General features: G+C 50.5%; 8 protein-coding genes. 6 read left to right on the top strand and 2 right to left on the bottom strand.

The genetic code is table 11. The features are described from left to right. Window positions 1–82: 82 nt before the first annotated feature. Window positions 83–601, bottom strand: a complete 519-nt coding sequence (locus tag U2F10_RS18505; protein ID WP_163663087.1) for a hypothetical protein — start codon at window positions 599–601, stop codon at window positions 83–85. 873 nt (window positions 602–1,474) lie between these two features. On the opposite strand from U2F10_RS18505, the gene U2F10_RS18500 reads away from it, so the two are divergent. Then, window positions 1,475–3,067, top strand: a complete 1,593-nt coding sequence (locus tag U2F10_RS18500) for a helix-turn-helix domain-containing protein (RefSeq protein WP_499872984.1) — start codon at window positions 1,475–1,477, stop codon at window positions 3,065–3,067. A gap of 680 nt (window positions 3,068–3,747) precedes the next feature. On the opposite strand, the gene U2F10_RS18495 is transcribed toward U2F10_RS18500, so the two are convergent. Next, complete coding sequence (locus U2F10_RS18495; RefSeq protein ID WP_499872983.1) at window positions 3,748–5,619, bottom strand: calcium-binding protein; 1,872 nt, start codon at window positions 5,617–5,619, stop codon at window positions 3,748–3,750. 349 nt (window positions 5,620–5,968) lie between these two features. Here U2F10_RS18495 and U2F10_RS18490 point away from each other — a divergent pair, with 349 nt between their 5' ends. The 5 genes from U2F10_RS18490 to U2F10_RS18470 all read left to right on the top strand — a co-directional run bounded on the left by U2F10_RS18490 (window position 5,969) and on the right by U2F10_RS18470 (window position 17,138). Then, window positions 5,969–6,862: a hypothetical protein gene (locus U2F10_RS18490; protein ID WP_499872982.1), complete on the top strand. Its 894-nt coding sequence runs from the start codon at window positions 5,969–5,971 to the stop codon at window positions 6,860–6,862. 65 nt (window positions 6,863–6,927) lie between these two features. Next, window positions 6,928–7,866: a DUF1822 family protein gene (locus U2F10_RS18485; RefSeq protein ID WP_499872981.1), complete on the top strand. Its 939-nt coding sequence runs from the start codon at window positions 6,928–6,930 to the stop codon at window positions 7,864–7,866. A gap of 298 nt (window positions 7,867–8,164) precedes the next feature. Then, window positions 8,165–10,543 carry a CHASE2 domain-containing protein gene (locus U2F10_RS18480; protein ID WP_499872980.1) on the top strand — a complete coding sequence of 793 codons (2,379 nt, stop codon included), beginning with the start codon at window positions 8,165–8,167 and terminating at the stop codon, window positions 10,541–10,543. A gap of 30 nt (window positions 10,544–10,573) precedes the next feature. Next, entirely contained in the window at window positions 10,574–11,371 is a 798-nt protein-coding gene (locus tag U2F10_RS18475; RefSeq protein ID WP_499872979.1) for a DUF928 domain-containing protein, read from the top strand. A gap of 217 nt (window positions 11,372–11,588) precedes the next feature. Further along, window positions 11,589–17,138, top strand: a complete 5,550-nt coding sequence (locus U2F10_RS18470) for a CHAT domain-containing protein (RefSeq protein ID WP_499872978.1) — start codon at window positions 11,589–11,591, stop codon at window positions 17,136–17,138. The last annotated feature ends 89 nt before the right edge of the window (window positions 17,139–17,227 follow it).

The following is a 17,227-nucleotide window of genomic DNA, read 5'->3' as shown; positions in this document are numbered from 1 at the left end:
CTATCAAAAAACTGCTAACTGAAGCAAAAATTTTTTGATAGTAGAAAAGACCAAGGCATCACTAGTGAGATGGAAGCTCATATCAGGAAACCAGTGTAAAGCGCTTATCCGTAAACATTGAGAGGGGGCGCAACCAGTACTTATCGCTATTGTCTTGGGTGCTTTTGTAGCAAACATGTGGCTCACTTAATTCAGGAAATGCCCAGTGCTTATTACCAGTATGCTTTGTAGTAGAGTTTTCTGTTGCGGGAAGAATGTCATGATAGCTCCCTGACTCTGTATGAATCGCTGTGAAGTAAGCGGGTGAAGCATGAAACCCTTGCCCAGCTTCAACGATGACAACCACCTCATATTCATGCCACTTGCCCGCTGCTGGATTATGTTTGTAGTGGCGATAGATTTGACCAGGGGACGGGTTCAGCACCTTCTGATTATCAATGAAATCATCTCCTGTTAACGGCTTCTCTGGCAGCCTGTTCTCATGTCCACACCACGGGCACCACAGCATAGCCTGACTACCCCAAGGGAAATCGCCAATAGCCCACCATTTCTGGCAGCGATCGCAACTGAAGTGATAGAGATGTTCTATGGATACTTTCATGGCATACCTCGACAACAGCCCCAATAATCGCAGCTATCGCACTGCCTAGCCATACTACATCATTCAATTTCTATATCATCCTGCGCCAGCATCCGTCTCACTCATCTTCTCTGACTCCGAGAGCAAGAACAACGATTCTGGATCATCTAGCTCTGTTGCAACGCTTCTCTTTTTGCTAGGTTCCATCTTTCACTCAAGTCTCCATCGATTACTGAGTTGTCATTCGCCAGCTAGGGGAGTCATCGCCGTTGTTCTACGTCGGATAGGGTGTCAAGAAAATAAATTTTCATTAACGCTCAGGTATAACGAACTGACTGGGGGTTGGCATATAAGAATATCTATACCTATAAAAAGAACAATATAACCGATTAATTTATGCAGGAAACCCCTGGAATATTTCCAGCCAAAGTCCATATCCTAAATCCCAGAAGACTTCCCTTAAGAGCAGTGTCAGTCAAAGTTAGGCCTTACAGAAGAATGTATTTTGAAGACTCAAATCTGATAGTTCGTTTCAGCGAACCATGGGCGTAGTATCCATGATTTTTATGGGTTATTCTTGTCTAGAAAACAGTGATTTAAGTAACATTTTTTTAGCGGCAAAGGTCCGCCCTAAACATCTTCTCAATAGTTGCTAAAAAAATTGTTAAATCGCATCCAGGTCACATAGAAACCAAGGTATCAGTTAAGCTGTTATATCTAGTGATGTGAGTGAGAAACAATAGAGCCGCGCCTCGTAACAACTTCCTATTTTTTGAGCCCTCTACCCATAAGGTTTTGTTGACAAGGATTGTTGCACTCAAGCCTCAGTAATAAAGATCAAAATCTATAGGACGCCACCAATCTAATGGGTTGATCAGTGGATGCATTTTGTTTATGGTCTACACTGTCAAAGACAATTGTATTGCGTGTAATATTTGCCAGCCGCAGTGCCCCCATGGAGCAATTAAGTCTACAGATGACGGCGAAAGCTATTGGATTGATCCCACCCGCTGCGATGGTTGCCCAGATGTAGACATTCCACGCTGTGTAGAAGCCTGTGACGTTGATGCACTGGCTCCACTGCGCCCCAAAAAAGGGCGCTACAAAAGTAGCTTATTGCCACCAGCAATTCCTGACATCTTTCTCAATGGCAAAACCACACCGTTTGCTTCTTCCATGGTGATTTGGGAGGCCTGCAACATTTTAGCGCAGCGCCAGCATCTGTCGTGGCAAACTGATGCGGATGGCCAACTCTGCTATCGCCGTCCAGTGCACCGCGATCGAGGAGAAATGCGATTTCGACTGACCATAAACCCCGAAAGTCATTCTCCTGTTCCCATGTCTGAGTATGAGGCAACAGCTGCCATCACTCAATTCGATATTCGTGCCACCTGTCTCCATTTAATTTTTGCTGCCTATGCGGTCACGGTTGATTGTCCCTGGGAAACTTCCTTCGTATTGAACAACCAACACATTGAGCAATATTTGGGGCTTGATAAGCGTAAAGATCTGACCAAATTGGATAAGCTTACTCTAATCAAACAGTTGGTGTATCAAGCTTGTCAACTGCTCGTCGCAGTCGACTGGCCTCGCCAGGGCAAAGTCCATGCCTTCTCCCTGGATGAACACCCCATATGGCATCTGCTTGACACCGAATATTATTTTGAAGCAGATGCCCAGGGAGATCGCCATCTGATTGGTCTGAGTTTTACTGTGCGAGCCGGTATTTGGGCTAAACACTTTCTCAATAAGCGAGACTATCGTAACCAAACGGCTTTTTACCAGTACGGCAACTTACCCAAATCTTTGCTTACAGAAGTCCTTAGTAATTGGCAACAGCATGAAGGAGCCGTCCGTTTGCTTCTATGGCTATTGTTTAAGTTGCGGCTGGGGAGTGATCATCGGCTGACCGTTCGCACCCTGCTGCGCATTGCCTATGGCACAGATCGATTAGTGGCAGCAACCACTGTACGGGGTGCCCATAAGCGTCTGCTTAAAACCTTTGAAAGCGATCTGGAAGCCATTTACTATTATGGGCTCACCCCCCTGTTTGATCCAGAGACTTATTCTTTTGATATTCAGCCGTTATGGGCCAAAGCGGTTGACATTCCTGATGATGTTGACGATGCTCTTGAGTTTTGGGTGAATGATGCTAACCAGATCCGGAGCTTAACGGACACGGCTCCCCGAGATAAGTGGCAGCGGCTGATCAATGCACGACTTGCAGGGTTTGAGCTATCAGAAGACTGGCAACAAACAGTACATCGCCGTGCCCCTAAACGTCGTCGCAAGAAGTCTCAATCAGACCCGTTAGGGACGCTTTCCGGTCATGCCATCAAAGCAGCCCGCCAACGCCAAAACTTTTCTCAGCGTGCTCTAGCCGAGCGCCTTGGCAAGAGTCAGAGTTGGGTGCGCGATGTCGAAAAAGGGCGATTTAACATTAGTTCTGTAGACCACGTCCGTTTGCAACAAGCCCTGGGTTTCTAGGGAGATTCTCAGGCTCACAATCGCACTAACATGGGTAAAGTGAGTTCAACACAAGTATGGCTGTGGAGCAGAGCGCAATTTTAAATCACATGAAAAAGCCCCTGATAAACCAAAACGAGAGGGTCAGGGGCGTTATGGAAACTAAGTGGTTTCTAAGATGCGATCGCGCCTGGTAGAAAATGGCTACAGACAATTGCCAAGCGCCAGTCACTTACTGGGGTGTAGCGACTGGCGGCTTAGAGGGGGATGAAACAGATAGTAATTGGTCGGTTTGGGGTTTTTCAGACTCTAAAACCTCTAGGTAGTCGGCCAATTTATTCCAATCTTGTGCCGCTCTAGCATTGCCTATGTCAGCTGCAAACCTAAGTGCATCAATGATTTTCCTTTTTTGGCTTTCATTTATGATGTAGTTCATTCTTTTTGACTCCCTGTATTGAGTGTTTTAGCCCCAACTTCCTAGCTTTAGTCCTAGCTTTAGAAATATGCTCTTTACTGATTCACCTTCTATGGGTTCTTATACGACTGAAGCGTGAGAAAATCTGTAGCCAGCCGCACACAGCACCGAGAAATCGCCTAGAGAGATGCCTAGCTTGACACAAAAAAAGCCGATCGGAGCTACCGATCGGCTGTTACAGTCAACGCTTATGGGTTGAACTCGTCACACACCAGTCAAGGAGAACTTAGACATAGGTGAATTGGTTAGTGTTAGCTAGGTTGAGACTAGCGGCATTGACACCTTGGACAATACCAATTAGGTCTCCACCAAAGCTAATGCCAGCACCGGCTACGCCATTCACTGAGACGTTAGATAGGGAGTAAGAGGCTGCACTACCAACTAGCTGAATTCTGTCAGCAATATCTCCAACAAAGTTGTAGGCATCAAAGTCACGCAGAACGGCATGGTCAGTATTGCCCTGGTCGTTATAGAAGACGCGACCATTTTGACCTAGAACAAAGACGTCAGTGTCATTGGTGCTGCCGCTAAACAGGATATCGCGTTCACCGGTGCCTTCGGCAGCAAGAGTTGTTCCATTCAAGCGGTCGTTGCCGAGACCACCGACTAGGATATCGTTACCACGATCACCCAACAGGTAGTCGTTGCCTGCTTCGCCGCGTAGCACATCATTGCCAAGGCCACCAACCACAGTATCGTTGCCTGCGCCCGCAAAGACGCTGTCGTTGCCTGCCCCTGTGTGGATATAGTTAGCTCCAGCAGTACCGGTGATAATGTCGTTACCAGCGCCAGTGTAGACCCGCTCAAAGTTAGTGGCAGTCTCACCGGCATAGTTCGTCACCCCTGTAATCATGTTGAGGTTATAGGCCCCATTCCAGAAGCGCACATCCAGGGTGTCAATGCCAGCACCGCCATCCATGCGGTCAAGGCCTAGGCCACCGTCAATCCAGTCGTTACCGGCTTGGCCAAAGATGCGGTCATTGCCATTTTCACCTCGGAGCACATCGTTGCCAGGGCCACCGTAGATCGTGTCATTGCCTGCACCTGCAAATACACGGTCGTTGCCTGCGCCAGTGCTGATGACGTTGTTGCCAGCAGTACCGGTGATGGTGTCGTTACCTGCCCCTGTGAAAACATTCTCGAAGTTGGTGGCGGTTTCTCCAGCGTAGTTGGTCACCCCTGTGTTCATGTTAAGCACATAGGCCCCGTTCCAGAAGCGCACATCTAAGCTGTCAATGCCAGCACCGCCATCCATGCGGTCAAGGCCTAGGCCACCGTCAATCCAGTCGTTACCGGCTTGGCCAAAGATGCGGTCATTGCCGTGCCCACCCCGGAGCACATCGTTGCCGGGGCCACCGTAGATCGTGTCATTGCCTGCACCTGCAAATACACGGTCGTTGCCTGCGCCAGTGCTGATGACGTTGTTGCCAGCAGTACCGGTGATGGTGTCGTTACCTGCCCCTGTGAAAACATTCTCGAAGTTGGTGGCGGTTTCTCCAGCGTAGTTGGTCACCCCTGTGTTCATGTTAAGCACATAGGCCCCGTTCCAGAAGCGCACATCTAAGCTGTCAATGCCAGCACCGCCATCCATGCGGTCAAGGCCTAGGCCACCGTCAATCCAGTCGTTACCGGCTTGGCCAAAGATGCGGTCATTGCCATTTTCACCTCGGAGCACATCGTTGCCAGGGCCACCGTAGATCGTGTCATTGCCTGCACCTGCAAATACACGGTCGTTGCCTGCGCCAGTGCTGATGACGTTGTTGCCAGCAGTACCGGTGATGGTGTCGTTACCTGCCCCTGTGAAAACATTCTCGAAGTTGGTGGCGGTTTCTCCAGCGTAGTTGGTCACCCCTGTGTTCATGTTAAGCACATAGGCCCCGTTCCAGAAGCGCACATCTAGGGTGTCAATGCCAGCACCGCCGTCCATACGGTCAAGGCCTAGGCCACCGTCGATCCAGTCATTGCCTAAGCCACCAAAGATAATGTCGTTACCTGCGAGACCACGAATTCTGTCGTTGCCTGCGAGACCGTTGATGATGTCATTTAGATTTGTGCCCACTAAATTGTCATTAAAAGGGGTGCCGTTAATTAAAGCCATGGAAGGGTTCTCCTGAATGGTGAAGACTTACAAGATTTTGGAAAGAAGTTGACAGGTTTGTTTTGGTGCTGTTTTCTTTCCGTTCAGTAGTCACTCGTGGCGTTGCAATGGGTTTTATGCAAAAAAATTAGTTTTTTTGAAATTAGTTTTTTCTTGATCGCCATTTCCTTTGCTATGCAAGGCTTTGATGGATTTCAGAAAATATTTTTCGATGGGTAAGGGTGGCAATCATCGAAAAATATTGCATTTTGCATAAAAAATGATCGAATTTAACGAGTTATGGAGAAACGAGTCGATAATCTTGAGGAGGTTACATGAACCCTCGAATTACATTTCACCAAGATCGTCTATGGAATCGCATTTTAAGCAACTTATCTTGGTTCTCCAGGGGCAAGCACCAGGGGAGGCTGAATGCGCATTCTCTGATTTGGTTGAAACGATGATGCGATCGCGAAAAATAGGACGCCCCCCCCGAGGTCAGCCCCTGACCGGTATCTATAAGGAAATTTGCGATCGCATTCACCAACAGCTCACCCAGGCTTTACAGGATTGCCTCGACCAGAGCCTTCTAGACACTGACCCCAACTGGGGCTATCAATTGCGGGCCCAGGCGACTAAAGATGCCCTAACTGACCCCTTACTCAAAGGTCTGGCCCTAGAAGCCCAAGGCCAGCCCAATCCTAGCCCTCTACGGCAGCATGCCCTCCTCCAGCTAGTGGAGGCTATTCGGGCCAGTGGTAGGCTGGCCCATCCCCACCGGGCCAAGTTTTCGCCTTCTTTCTATGACTTGCTCTATGAAGAAGCCGTCAACCGCACCTTGGTGTATGTGTGTCAAAAAATTGACACCTACGACCCAGAGCGGGGTCAGGCGCAAAAGTTTATGAACTGGGTGAATTTTCGGCTAGACCGCATGGTGATCGAATGCCGACGGCAATTTAGCGATCGCAACACCCATGAATTGCCTAACCTGAACGACCTGGAGCGGCTCTCTCAGCCAGAACCGACATCCACCCTGGCGAAGGATGTCCAGGACTATATCGCGGCCGACCGCGATGACGTATTCAAATCCACACACATTCGTAAGCGACCGGATGCTAGCTTTCAAGCCATTGCCCTAGCTCGGTTCGCTGACCAAAGCTGGGAAGAGATTTCGACCCAGTTTGATATCAAAATCCCCACCCTTAGCAGTTTCTTTCAGCGCTGCTGTGACAAGTTTTCGGATCAATTCCGGGAGCTGCTTTAGACCCAATCTACCAGACTTATTTCAACAACTCGCTTAAACGCTTGCCCACTTGTGAGACACACGCCATGAACACCTCCCCTCCTCCTTCGGACTTTACAGTCCCCCTCTCCTTAGAACCTCATCACCAGGCCGAACAATTCCGCAAAAATCAGTCAAATCCGCAGAAAGGCAAGCAGGTTTATCTCAATACGCTGGCTATTTATGCCACTCGTTTTTACTTGGAATGTCTGGGGTTCGAGCCCGATATAGACGCTAGCGATGGTCTTAACCCGGTGCAGCAAATGTTATTGGGAACAGCGGGGTTAGCAGTGGCCGACCAGGGGCAGCTGGAATGTTGCCCGGTGCTACCGGGTGAAACTGAATTGACCATTGCCCCTGAGGTCAGTTGCGATCGCATTGGCTATGTCGCTGTACAACTCGACAACAATTTACGCTTGGCCACCCTGCTTGGATTTGTTAGCGAAGCCACTGAGCCAGTTCCCCTAGCGCAGCTGCAGCCCATGGAAGATCTCTCGCAGTTGCTCACACCGTCTATGGCTCAACAGAGGATGCAGCGAGCGACCCAACAGGCCAGCGAACAAATTACCCAGCTCAGCCAGTGGTTACAAAACCTGGCCGATGACAGTTGGCAAGCGTTAGACAGCTTTGTTAACCCAGCCAGCCTAGCCTTCAGAAACCAAACAACAGGTTTGGGAGAAGGCGTAATTGGCCGTTGCAAACGCATTAGTCTCAATGACCAAGATGTCACCCTTGCCCTGGGTCTTTTGCCCTTATCCGAATCTTCAACAGAGATTCAGGTGCAGGTTTACTGTACGCAAGAACAAACTTACCTGCCTCCCCAGCTACAACTTAGTGTTCTAGATGCCGACAACCAAGACGTGATGCAGGCCGAAGCCAGAGCCACGGAAGCAATTCAGCTCAAATTTACCGGCAGCCCCGGCGAACAATTTAGCCTTAGAGTCGCATTGCAAAATGCCAGCTTTGCTGAGACCTTCATTATTTAGAAAGTCTTGAGTTTTGTAGAGCTTTGCTCTTCTAAGCTTGCTGAGCATTTTGAATTTTGAATTCGAGCTGTTTACTTAGATCGCACCTACCAAATAGTTATTAGCTCAAAATTAAGTAGGCTAGCTCAATCCTTTATAAGATATGAACCAACCGTTTAACGTCTTGGAAACGGAAGGGGGCCTGGATATCTGATAGCTAATTGGGAGTACCTACCAAACAGCTAAGAACTAAGAACCCAAAACTCCCCCTCTCCTGTGTTCCCTTCGCTAGAATCCTGCCCATCCCTCTCCCAGACCCATGACCGAAAAACTGGTAACTCTAAAACTTGAGGGTGATATCGCCACCACTGGATTTCACGTGCTTCTAGAGATTGGCGAAGAGGGTGCTCGGCCAGATATCGAAGCCATTGGCTCTCTGCCTGCCAATCCCCAGCTGTTGCAACAGCTGCAAAAGTGGCAAGATAGCTATCGTCTCCTAGATACACCCTCGCGCATCCAGCCAGTAGAAATCACCTATGTGGGGTCTCTGCATACGGTTGATGCCTGTCAGCAGGAGGCTAAACATCTGGATCAGCAGTTTAAAACCTGGTTACAATCATCCACGTTTGCCTCGATTGATCAACCGCTGCGAGAAGAGCTGAGCCCAACGGATACGGTGCGGATGGTAATGCGTACAACCAATGGGCATTTGCACCATCTACCCTGGCACTTGTGGGAGTTAGTGGATCGCTATCCGAAGGTGGAGATGGCCCTGGGCACGCCCACGATTAAACGATGCGAAGACCGTGAAACCCCACAGGAGATCGTTAAAATTTTAGCCATTCTCGGTGATAGCAGTGGCATTGATGTAGACGCAGATCGTCAGCTATTGGAGACGATTCCTGGGGCTGAGGTGACTTTTTTGGTGGAACCCCAGCGACAACAGATTACCGATCAGCTGTGGGAACAACCCTGGGACTTACTTTTTTTTGCCGGTCATGGTCGCACTGAGTCGGGGGCAGGCACGATTTATATTAACCCTCAAGAAAGTCTCACATTAGATGAGCTGAAGTATGGGTTACGCCAGGCGATTAAACAGGGACTACAGCTAGCGATTTTTAACGCTTGCGATGGGTTAGGTCTGGCGTCAGCCCTGGCCCCCCTCGGTTTGCCACAAATGATTCTGATGCGTGAACCTGTACCTGATCGGGTTGCTCAAACATTTTTGAAATACTTTTTAGATGCTTTTGTGGCGGGTGAATCCCTTTACCTAGCGGCTCGTCAGGCAAGGGAAAGACTCCAGGGGCTGGAAGATCGGTTTCCCTGTGCTAGCTGGTTACCAATTATCTTTCAGGTCAATCCAACTCTGCCCAAACGCTGGTCGCAGCTGGCCAAGGCAGATGTTGCGCCTGTTCAGCCCCATCGGTTTAGGACTATCCCTAAAGTAGGTGGTTTGCCGATTAAAACTCTGTTGACCATCAGTGCCGTAGTCACCGCTGCCGTTGGCCTACTGCGTTGGACAGGTGGGTTACAACGGGCAGAGCTGCTGGCCTACGATCGGTTCATGCGACAGCAGCCGACCCAAACCATTGATGACTCGCGGTTGCTTGTTGTCGAGGTTACAGAAGCTGATGTCAATACCTATGGGTACCCCATTCCCGATGATGTGTTGGCGCAGGTGATTGATCGGTTGCTGCCGTATCAACCACACGTTATCGGTTTTGATATTGCTCGTAACCGGGTAACCCCGGAATCAGGGCCCTTAGGACAGCATTTTCAGCAACAGGATAATCTGGTGGCTGTTTGTAGTTTTGGCCAGGCCGGTGACGCCAATAAATCTGGCATAGGCCCCCCATCTAGTATGCCGGAAAACCGAGTAGGCTTTGGGAATGTGGTGCCTGATCCGGATGGTATTTTGAGGCGGCAGCTGCTGTTTGCCCAGCCAGATACCACCAGCCTCTGTACGAGTCGGATGTCTTTGGCCATGCTCACAGCGTTACATTATTTAGATGCTTTGGGGATTCAGCCGGAAAATCTGGATCGTGATCGGCTACAGCTGGGTGCGGCTATTTTTACGCCCCTAGAAGATCGTAGCGGTGGCTATCAAGACATTGATAGTCGTGGTTTTCAAACGCTGTTAAAGTACTCACCTAATTCTGATATTGCCCAGCGGATAACCCTGACGGAAGTACTCTCGGATGAGATTTCGTTAGAAAGTTTAGAGACTCGTGCTGTATTACTCGGTATGAGTGCGCCGACGTCCAATCCGACGGAGTATTTTCTGACCCCGATTGGAGCAGGAAAATGGCCCCAAGAAACTCTACCCGGCATCGATATTCATGCCCAGATCTTCAACTATGTGACAGCGGCAGCACTGGATGACTTATCGGTGTTGCAAACGTTGCCCGCATGGAGTGACGGACTGTGGATCACGGTGTGGACGCTTGCAGGCATAGGGCTAACCGTTAAACCGCGAGTCTGGCCAGGTTGGTTACTCAGTCTGGGCGGGGCCGTAATTGTGCTCTATGGCACGAGCTGGGGCCTGTTTGCCATGGGGTTGTGGGTGCCGTTAGTGCCAGCGGCCCTAGGGTTAGTGGGGACAAATGTGGGTGCGATCGCCCTAGCCCATGGGTCCAAAACAGCAAGCCATAACAACGATACTTTAAACAACTCCGGAAAAGCACCCAAACCATCGTAGTTAAAACGTATACAGAGAGAGAATCTACCCATGGCCAAACAACAGTATTCAACTCGTTTAATCAGTTTGTTTGCTGCGCCTGTGGCGGCACTGAGTCTGTTTACTCCAGCCATGGGTCAGTCTGTGCTTCAGCCTGAGCTTACCGCTGTTAATTATAATCCTCCCAACCGTGGTGCACCGTCACACACGCGTAATGCCTTGAGCCGGGCTGGACTCTGTGGGGATCTGACTGCGGTACAACCCACCCAGACTAACTGGGGAGAAACGTTAGCGGCGCGTCCCACCTTTGGCATTTACGTAAATGCCCCCGCCACCCATTTAAAATTTGAACTTAAAGACGAGAGTTCAGGAGAGATTCTTCATCAGGCAACATTTGAACAGATTGCAGGGCCAGGAATTAGTCTCTACACACTGCCAGATACGGCACCAGCTCTGGAAGTCAATCGTCCCTATCGCTGGCAGGTGAGCCTGGAATGTGAGCAGTTTAGTACGGTGCAAGTTCCACAGCGGGGGATGAGAACCTCGGATGGTATGATTGTGCATCGTGCCCCTGGTGACGAGCTACAAACAGCCCTAGCTGCTACATCAGATAACGAAAAGCCATCACTGTTGGCGGCCAATGGTCTCTGGTATGACACGGTTGATGCTCTACTCACCTGGCGTTTGACATTTCCTGAAACAGACACCTGGACGGCGCAGTGGCAGAGTTTATTAACCCATCCTATGGTACAGCTCGATCATCTGATGGAGGCGGCTCCGATCGATTGTTGTTTAGCTGCCGATTGCCCCCATACGGATACAGAACTAGACTTATCCACATCTCTTTAGAGAAAGGCCCGCTGCTTTCTCTCTGTTTATCTACTCATTTATTCCCATTGAGACTTTACCCATCACTCACACCCTAACGACTCTTTCAAGGAAACAAAATTCATCAGATTCCATGCTTAGATATACAGGCATTGCATGCAACGTCTCTCCAATATCTACTTTCGGATTTGATCAATAGCTTCTCCTAAGACTCTCTTCATAACTGGAGATTTCTCCCATGTTGCCAGTTGTTCTACTGCCAGGTAACATTCCGCACCCCCCACTTCTGTTCGAATTGGGACAGTCTGCCCTATCTGATGTCAAACCGATCAATGCAGAAACGTCTTCCACATCACCCGTCTTTAGCAATGGGGTAAGGACAGACACACTGTTGGCTCAGGCAATTACGCCTGGGTCTGCCGATGTGGGTACTGTTGTCAATCCTGGTGCTACCCAGATCGACATTACCGGTGGTCAGGTGTCTGGCGATGGTGCCAACCTATTCCATAGTTTTCAAGAATTTGGCCTCACGGAAGGCCAGATCGCCAACTTTATTGCTAGTCCAGAGATTCAAAATATCCTGGGCAATGTGAGCGGTGGTAATGTCTCCTTGATTGATGGTGTACTACAGATCAGTGGCAGCGATGCGAACCTCTATTTGATCAATCCGGCAGGGATTGTTTTTGGCGCTAATGCAGCGCTAAATCTCAATGGTGATTTTACGGCCACTACGGCGGATCGCATTGGGTTTGGGGATGAGTGGCTGGATGCGCTTTCTACCGGGGATTACCCGCTTCTGGTGGGTGCGCCCAACCAGTTTGGGTTTAGTGCTGAGCAACCGGGCAGCGTTGTGAATTTGGGCACGTTATCGGTTACACCCGGGCAAAATATAACGCTCATGGGGGGGACGGTGGTCAATGGAGGAGAATTGTCGGCAGCCGATGGCACCCTTACTTTGCTGGCTGTGCCGGGAGAAAAGCTGGTCCGCATTAATCAAGCAGATACATTGCTGGGTTTAGAGGTTTCTGCTTTGCCCACGGCAGATACTTCACAATCTTTAAACCCACTGAGTTTGCCAGAATTATTGACCGGTGGTTCTTTGGGAGCAAACAATTTAGCATTAGTGACAGATGTTGACGGTACGGTCAAGATTCAAACGACATCTAGCACAGTACCCTTGCTTTCGGGAAGTACTGTAGTGTCAGGGCAAGTGAGCACTGCCGGTGACCAGGGTGGACACATTGCGCTGCTGGGTGAGCGTGTGTCTCTTCTGGGTGCTGATGTCGATGCCTCCGGTAGTGTTGGAGGAAATGTGCGGGTTGGAGGTGGATTCCAGGGGCAGGGTAATGTACCCAATGCATCTCGTACCCTTGTTGATGGCAGTTCTCAACTCCAGGCTGATGGTATCGGTGATGCTGGCGAAATTATTGTGTGGGCCGATGACCATACTCATTTCTCAGGTGAGGCCAGGGTTACCAGTGCCACAGGTGATGGCGGTTTTGTTGAGATTTCTGGCCGTAATTCGCTGGTATTTGTGGGACAGGTAGACGCCTCAGCACCCAACGGCGCTACAGGAACACTCTTGCTGGACCCCACCAATATCGAAGTGGTGGCGGCTGGAAGTGACACCAATAATCTGGGGGATGTGGATGACGTTAGCGACCCTGACTTGGGGGCAGGTAATACCACCCGGATCGATGTTGCTGCTTTAGACAATGCCAATGCCAATATTGAGCTCCAGGCGAGTAACGACATCACGTTTAGTACTGATGTCAACACTAATGTGGGGTTAAGTGCGATCGCAAATAATGACATCAACATTAACGGCAACATTGTCACTGACAGTGACTTAAATTTTCAGGCTGGAGACAACATCAATATCAATAGCAATGTCACCGCTGACGGTAGCCTTACCCTTGGGGCTGACACTGATGGTGATGGCACCGGCTCAGTGGTTACCAATCCGGGGGCTCAGCTGCAAAATTTTGGTGGAGATGCCAACATTTCTGGCGAAGCGGTCCAAGTAGGCACTATTGACACCAATGGTGGAGACCTGATTGTGACGGCAGATGCCAATGGTGACGGTACCGGTGGTGTCACCGCCATCGCCGGGACTCAATTGATCACCAATGGAGGGACTGCTAATGTCACCGGGGCTGAGGTGCAATTGGCCAATATCGATACTACAGCGGCCTTTGCAGACGGTGGAGATGTGAATGTAACGTCTGAGGGTGATATTACCTTTGAAGCCATTAATGCCAGTAGTACCGGGACGAGTGTTGGGGCTGGTGGGGATGTGACGCTGACGGCCAACGGTACGGTGCAAGGAACAGGCGAAGTCACCCCTGGCACGACAATTCAAACCACGGGGCTAACGGGGAACGGCACCGTACAAATTCAACACGATGGCGGCCCTGACAATGTGCCCTTTACCGTGGGAGATGCCTCTGAAAATGGCACTGCGGGCAATATTATTGCCGATGGTGTTCTCAGTGGAGTCTCTTCCCCGGTTTTACCCAATGGGGGTAACGATACCAATATTGATCCAGCCACAGGGGTAACGGTCACGTCGGTGAATGCTCCACCCACCCTGAGTGCTGATATTCAGCTGCCAGATACGCCTGCTAATCAAGCATTAACATTCACGCTAGCTGACTTAAACCCAGCGGTGACCGACAGCAACAGCGACAATATCACTTTCGAAATAGCGTCGATTGCAGCGGGGACATTGTTGTTGAACGGGGTGGCAGTGCAACCAGGGGATGCGATCGCACTCACCGATACCTTAGAATTTATTCCCCCCACTGATGCCACCGGACAAATTACGGCCTTTACCCTGCGTGCCAGTGATGGCGTCTCTCAGTCAGCCGCAGTGCCAGTTTCTGTCGCTTTAACAGATATTCCTCCAACCATCGACCTTCCCCTTGATCCCACCTTAGGAGTGGCTCAAGCCCCCTCACTACCCGCCTTAGCACCTGAAGAACAAACCTTTGTGCTGGGCATGCCGCTGGCCCAATCGCCTCTTTTGGAAGAGTTGACTATTTTAGGAGCCGTTCTGCCAGAAGCTTCCTTGTTGATTGTCGGAAATTTGTCGATTTTACCTGAGAACAGGGTACCCACGTCCGGCACCATTAATCCTGGCTTTTTGCCCAACCTAGGGTTGCAATTTACGCCGGGGGGCAATGATCCGCTTCCCAGTCTCCCCGGTGACCCAGGCACGACAACCGATATTTTTCCGATTATTCTGCCAAATCCAGAGCTTACCGATGTGCCTGCCGACCCAGGCGGACCTGAGCCCTCTGCTCCGGGTCAACCGGGTACGTCCCCCGACCCCGGGGTGCCTGGGTCGGAAACCCTGGCCAGACGACCAGACAACAATACGCCAGAGGGCACTCATCTCAATACAAATACTGTTGTGGGTCCTCCCCAAGGGTTAGAAAGCTGTCAGGCCCAGGCGCAAGAGATTGCCATGACTTCAGCCCGTACCCAGACGGTTTACGAAGGGCTGATCCACTGCCATGGGCAAAACCTGGCCAAAGCTATTGAGTTAGATAATTCCGCCTGGGTTGTCTATTCCCTCAATAATTTAGCCATTTCCCATTTTGTGGTGGGGGACTATTTAACCGCCCTGGATTTTCATGAACAACAGCTAGAAAAAGCCATCAAGCTGGATGATGCGACCCAACAGGGCATTGCCTTGGGGGGAATTGGCGCAGTCTATGGAGCCCTTGGCGACTATGCCACTGCCATTGACTACTACCAGCGCAGCCTGGATAAGATGCCCATTGAAACAGCACCCCAGTGGAAAGCATTGACCTACCGTAATTTAGGTAACGCTTACTTTGCCGAAAAAGAGTATGACCGTGCTGCTGACTATCAACAGACCAGTCTGGATATTTCTCGCGGCATCAAGGATACCTATGGTGAAATGCAGGCCTATGGCAACCTTGGCCATACCTATGCGATCCAAGGAGATTTTGCCGGTTCGATTGCTGCCTATGAGCAGGGTCTGGCCCTGGCCGATGATTTGAACAATCACCTGGAGACAGCTCAAATGTTGTTGGGGTTGAGTACGACCTATGCCTATCAGCAAGGCTATGATCAATCCTATGACTATGCGCAACAGAGTTTGGCCATTGCCCAAGGGCTGGGGGCACGGTTGGGTGAAGGCATTGCCCTGACCAATATGGGAAATGCGTTGCTATATCTCAACCGGTTGCCAGAGGCAGAAGACGTGCTGCGCAATGCCATCACGATTTGGGAATCTCTGCGGGCCGGTCTGGGCACCCATGATGCCTTTAAGGTGGCAATTTTTGAAACCCAGGTGGCGGCCTATCGCAATTTAGAAGAAGTTTTGGTGACCCAAAACAAACTAGAGCCGGCCCTGGAAATTTCTGAGCGGGGTCGCGCCCGAGCCTTTGTTGAGCTGATTGCCAGGGGTAAGGTAAATCCCAACCAGGCCGGGCCGATCACACCGCCGTCCATTGAGCAGATGAAGCAAATCGCCAGGGCTCAAAACTCCACCCTGGTGGCATACACCATTATTCGGGACCAGGTGGCAGATACGCCCCATGGGGCATCGGTGCAAACCAGGGTGGAACCGGAGGATGTGCAGCTCTATATCTGGGTGGTGCAGCCCACAGGAGACATGCATCTGCGACAGGTGGACTTGGAGGCGTCATTACAGACCCAGGGGACATCCTTGGTGAAGCTGGTGGAGACCAGTCGCGATCGCAGCGGCATTCGTGGTGGTTTTGAACCCAGTCGCTCTTTGGCAATTCGCCCTGGCGATCAGGTGCGCCGTGAAGGCGATCCCCAAGATTGGGCTCCCTATGGGGTTGTTACCATCGATCCTCGTGCCCGCACGGTCACCCTCAATCACCCAGACTTTGCCCTGCCTAACCCGGTTGTGCCCTTAAGCGAAGTTTATAAAGTTAATAGCTCAGCCTTTGCAACTGTTTTGACCCAGCGTCAGCATTGGCAAGATCTATACCAGCTATTAATTGAGCCCATGGCAGATTTGCTGCCCAGCGACCCCAATGCCCGAGTTGTTTTTGTTCCCCAAGAGCAGCTTTTCCTGGTGCCCTTTCCAGCCCTTCAGGCAAAAGATGGCAGCGACCTAATTGAACATCACACCATTCTCACAGCTCCAGCCATCCAGGTTCTAGGGTTAACCAGTGACAGCGATAACGAGGCGGTTGCTAGTCAACCCCTGGTGGTGGGCAATCCTAGCCCCATGCCCCAACGGTTACAGCCCTTGCCCCACGCCGGTATCGAAGCCAATGGCATTGCTGATCTGTTGTCTACATCGGCACTGATCGGTGAGGCAGCGACAGAAACGGCAATTAAACAACAGTTGTCCACCGCATCGCTGATTCACCTGGCCACCCACGGTTTCTTTAATGAATCCAATCCTTTGCAAGGCTCGCTGGCCTTTGCCCCCACGGCTAACCAGGACGGCTTCCTCACCGCCGAAGAAATACTCGGGCAATCGCTACAGGCTGACTTGGTGGTGCTCAGTGCCTGTGATACTGGACGTGGGCAAATTACCGGCGATGGCGTAATTGGTCTATCTCGGTCATTTTTAGCAGCTGGAGCCAATAATGTCATGGTTTCCCTATGGCAGGTGCCCGATGATGCCACTGCCCAGCTGATGATTGAGTTTTACCGACAGCGCCAGGCGTTAGACAACGCCCAAGCCCTGCGCCAGGCAATGCTGGCAACCCGTGAACAGTATAAAGATCCGGCTGCCTGGGCTGCTTTTACCCTGATTGGTGCCATAGAGTAATGAGATATTAATTGTTTTTCTCCTGTCTCCTGGCCCAACTTAGTTTTTCCTGCTTAAGTCGATACCCATTTTTCAGCCATTTCTATTAG

Source organism: Leptothoe sp. EHU-05/26/07-4, from assembly GCF_043421015.1.
GTDB classification, from domain to species: Bacteria; Cyanobacteriota; Cyanobacteriia; order Phormidesmidales; family Phormidesmidaceae; genus Leptothoe; species Leptothoe turfae.
Note: the sequence above shows the minus strand (reverse complement) of the source record. Positions and strands in the feature narration are given on the sequence as shown.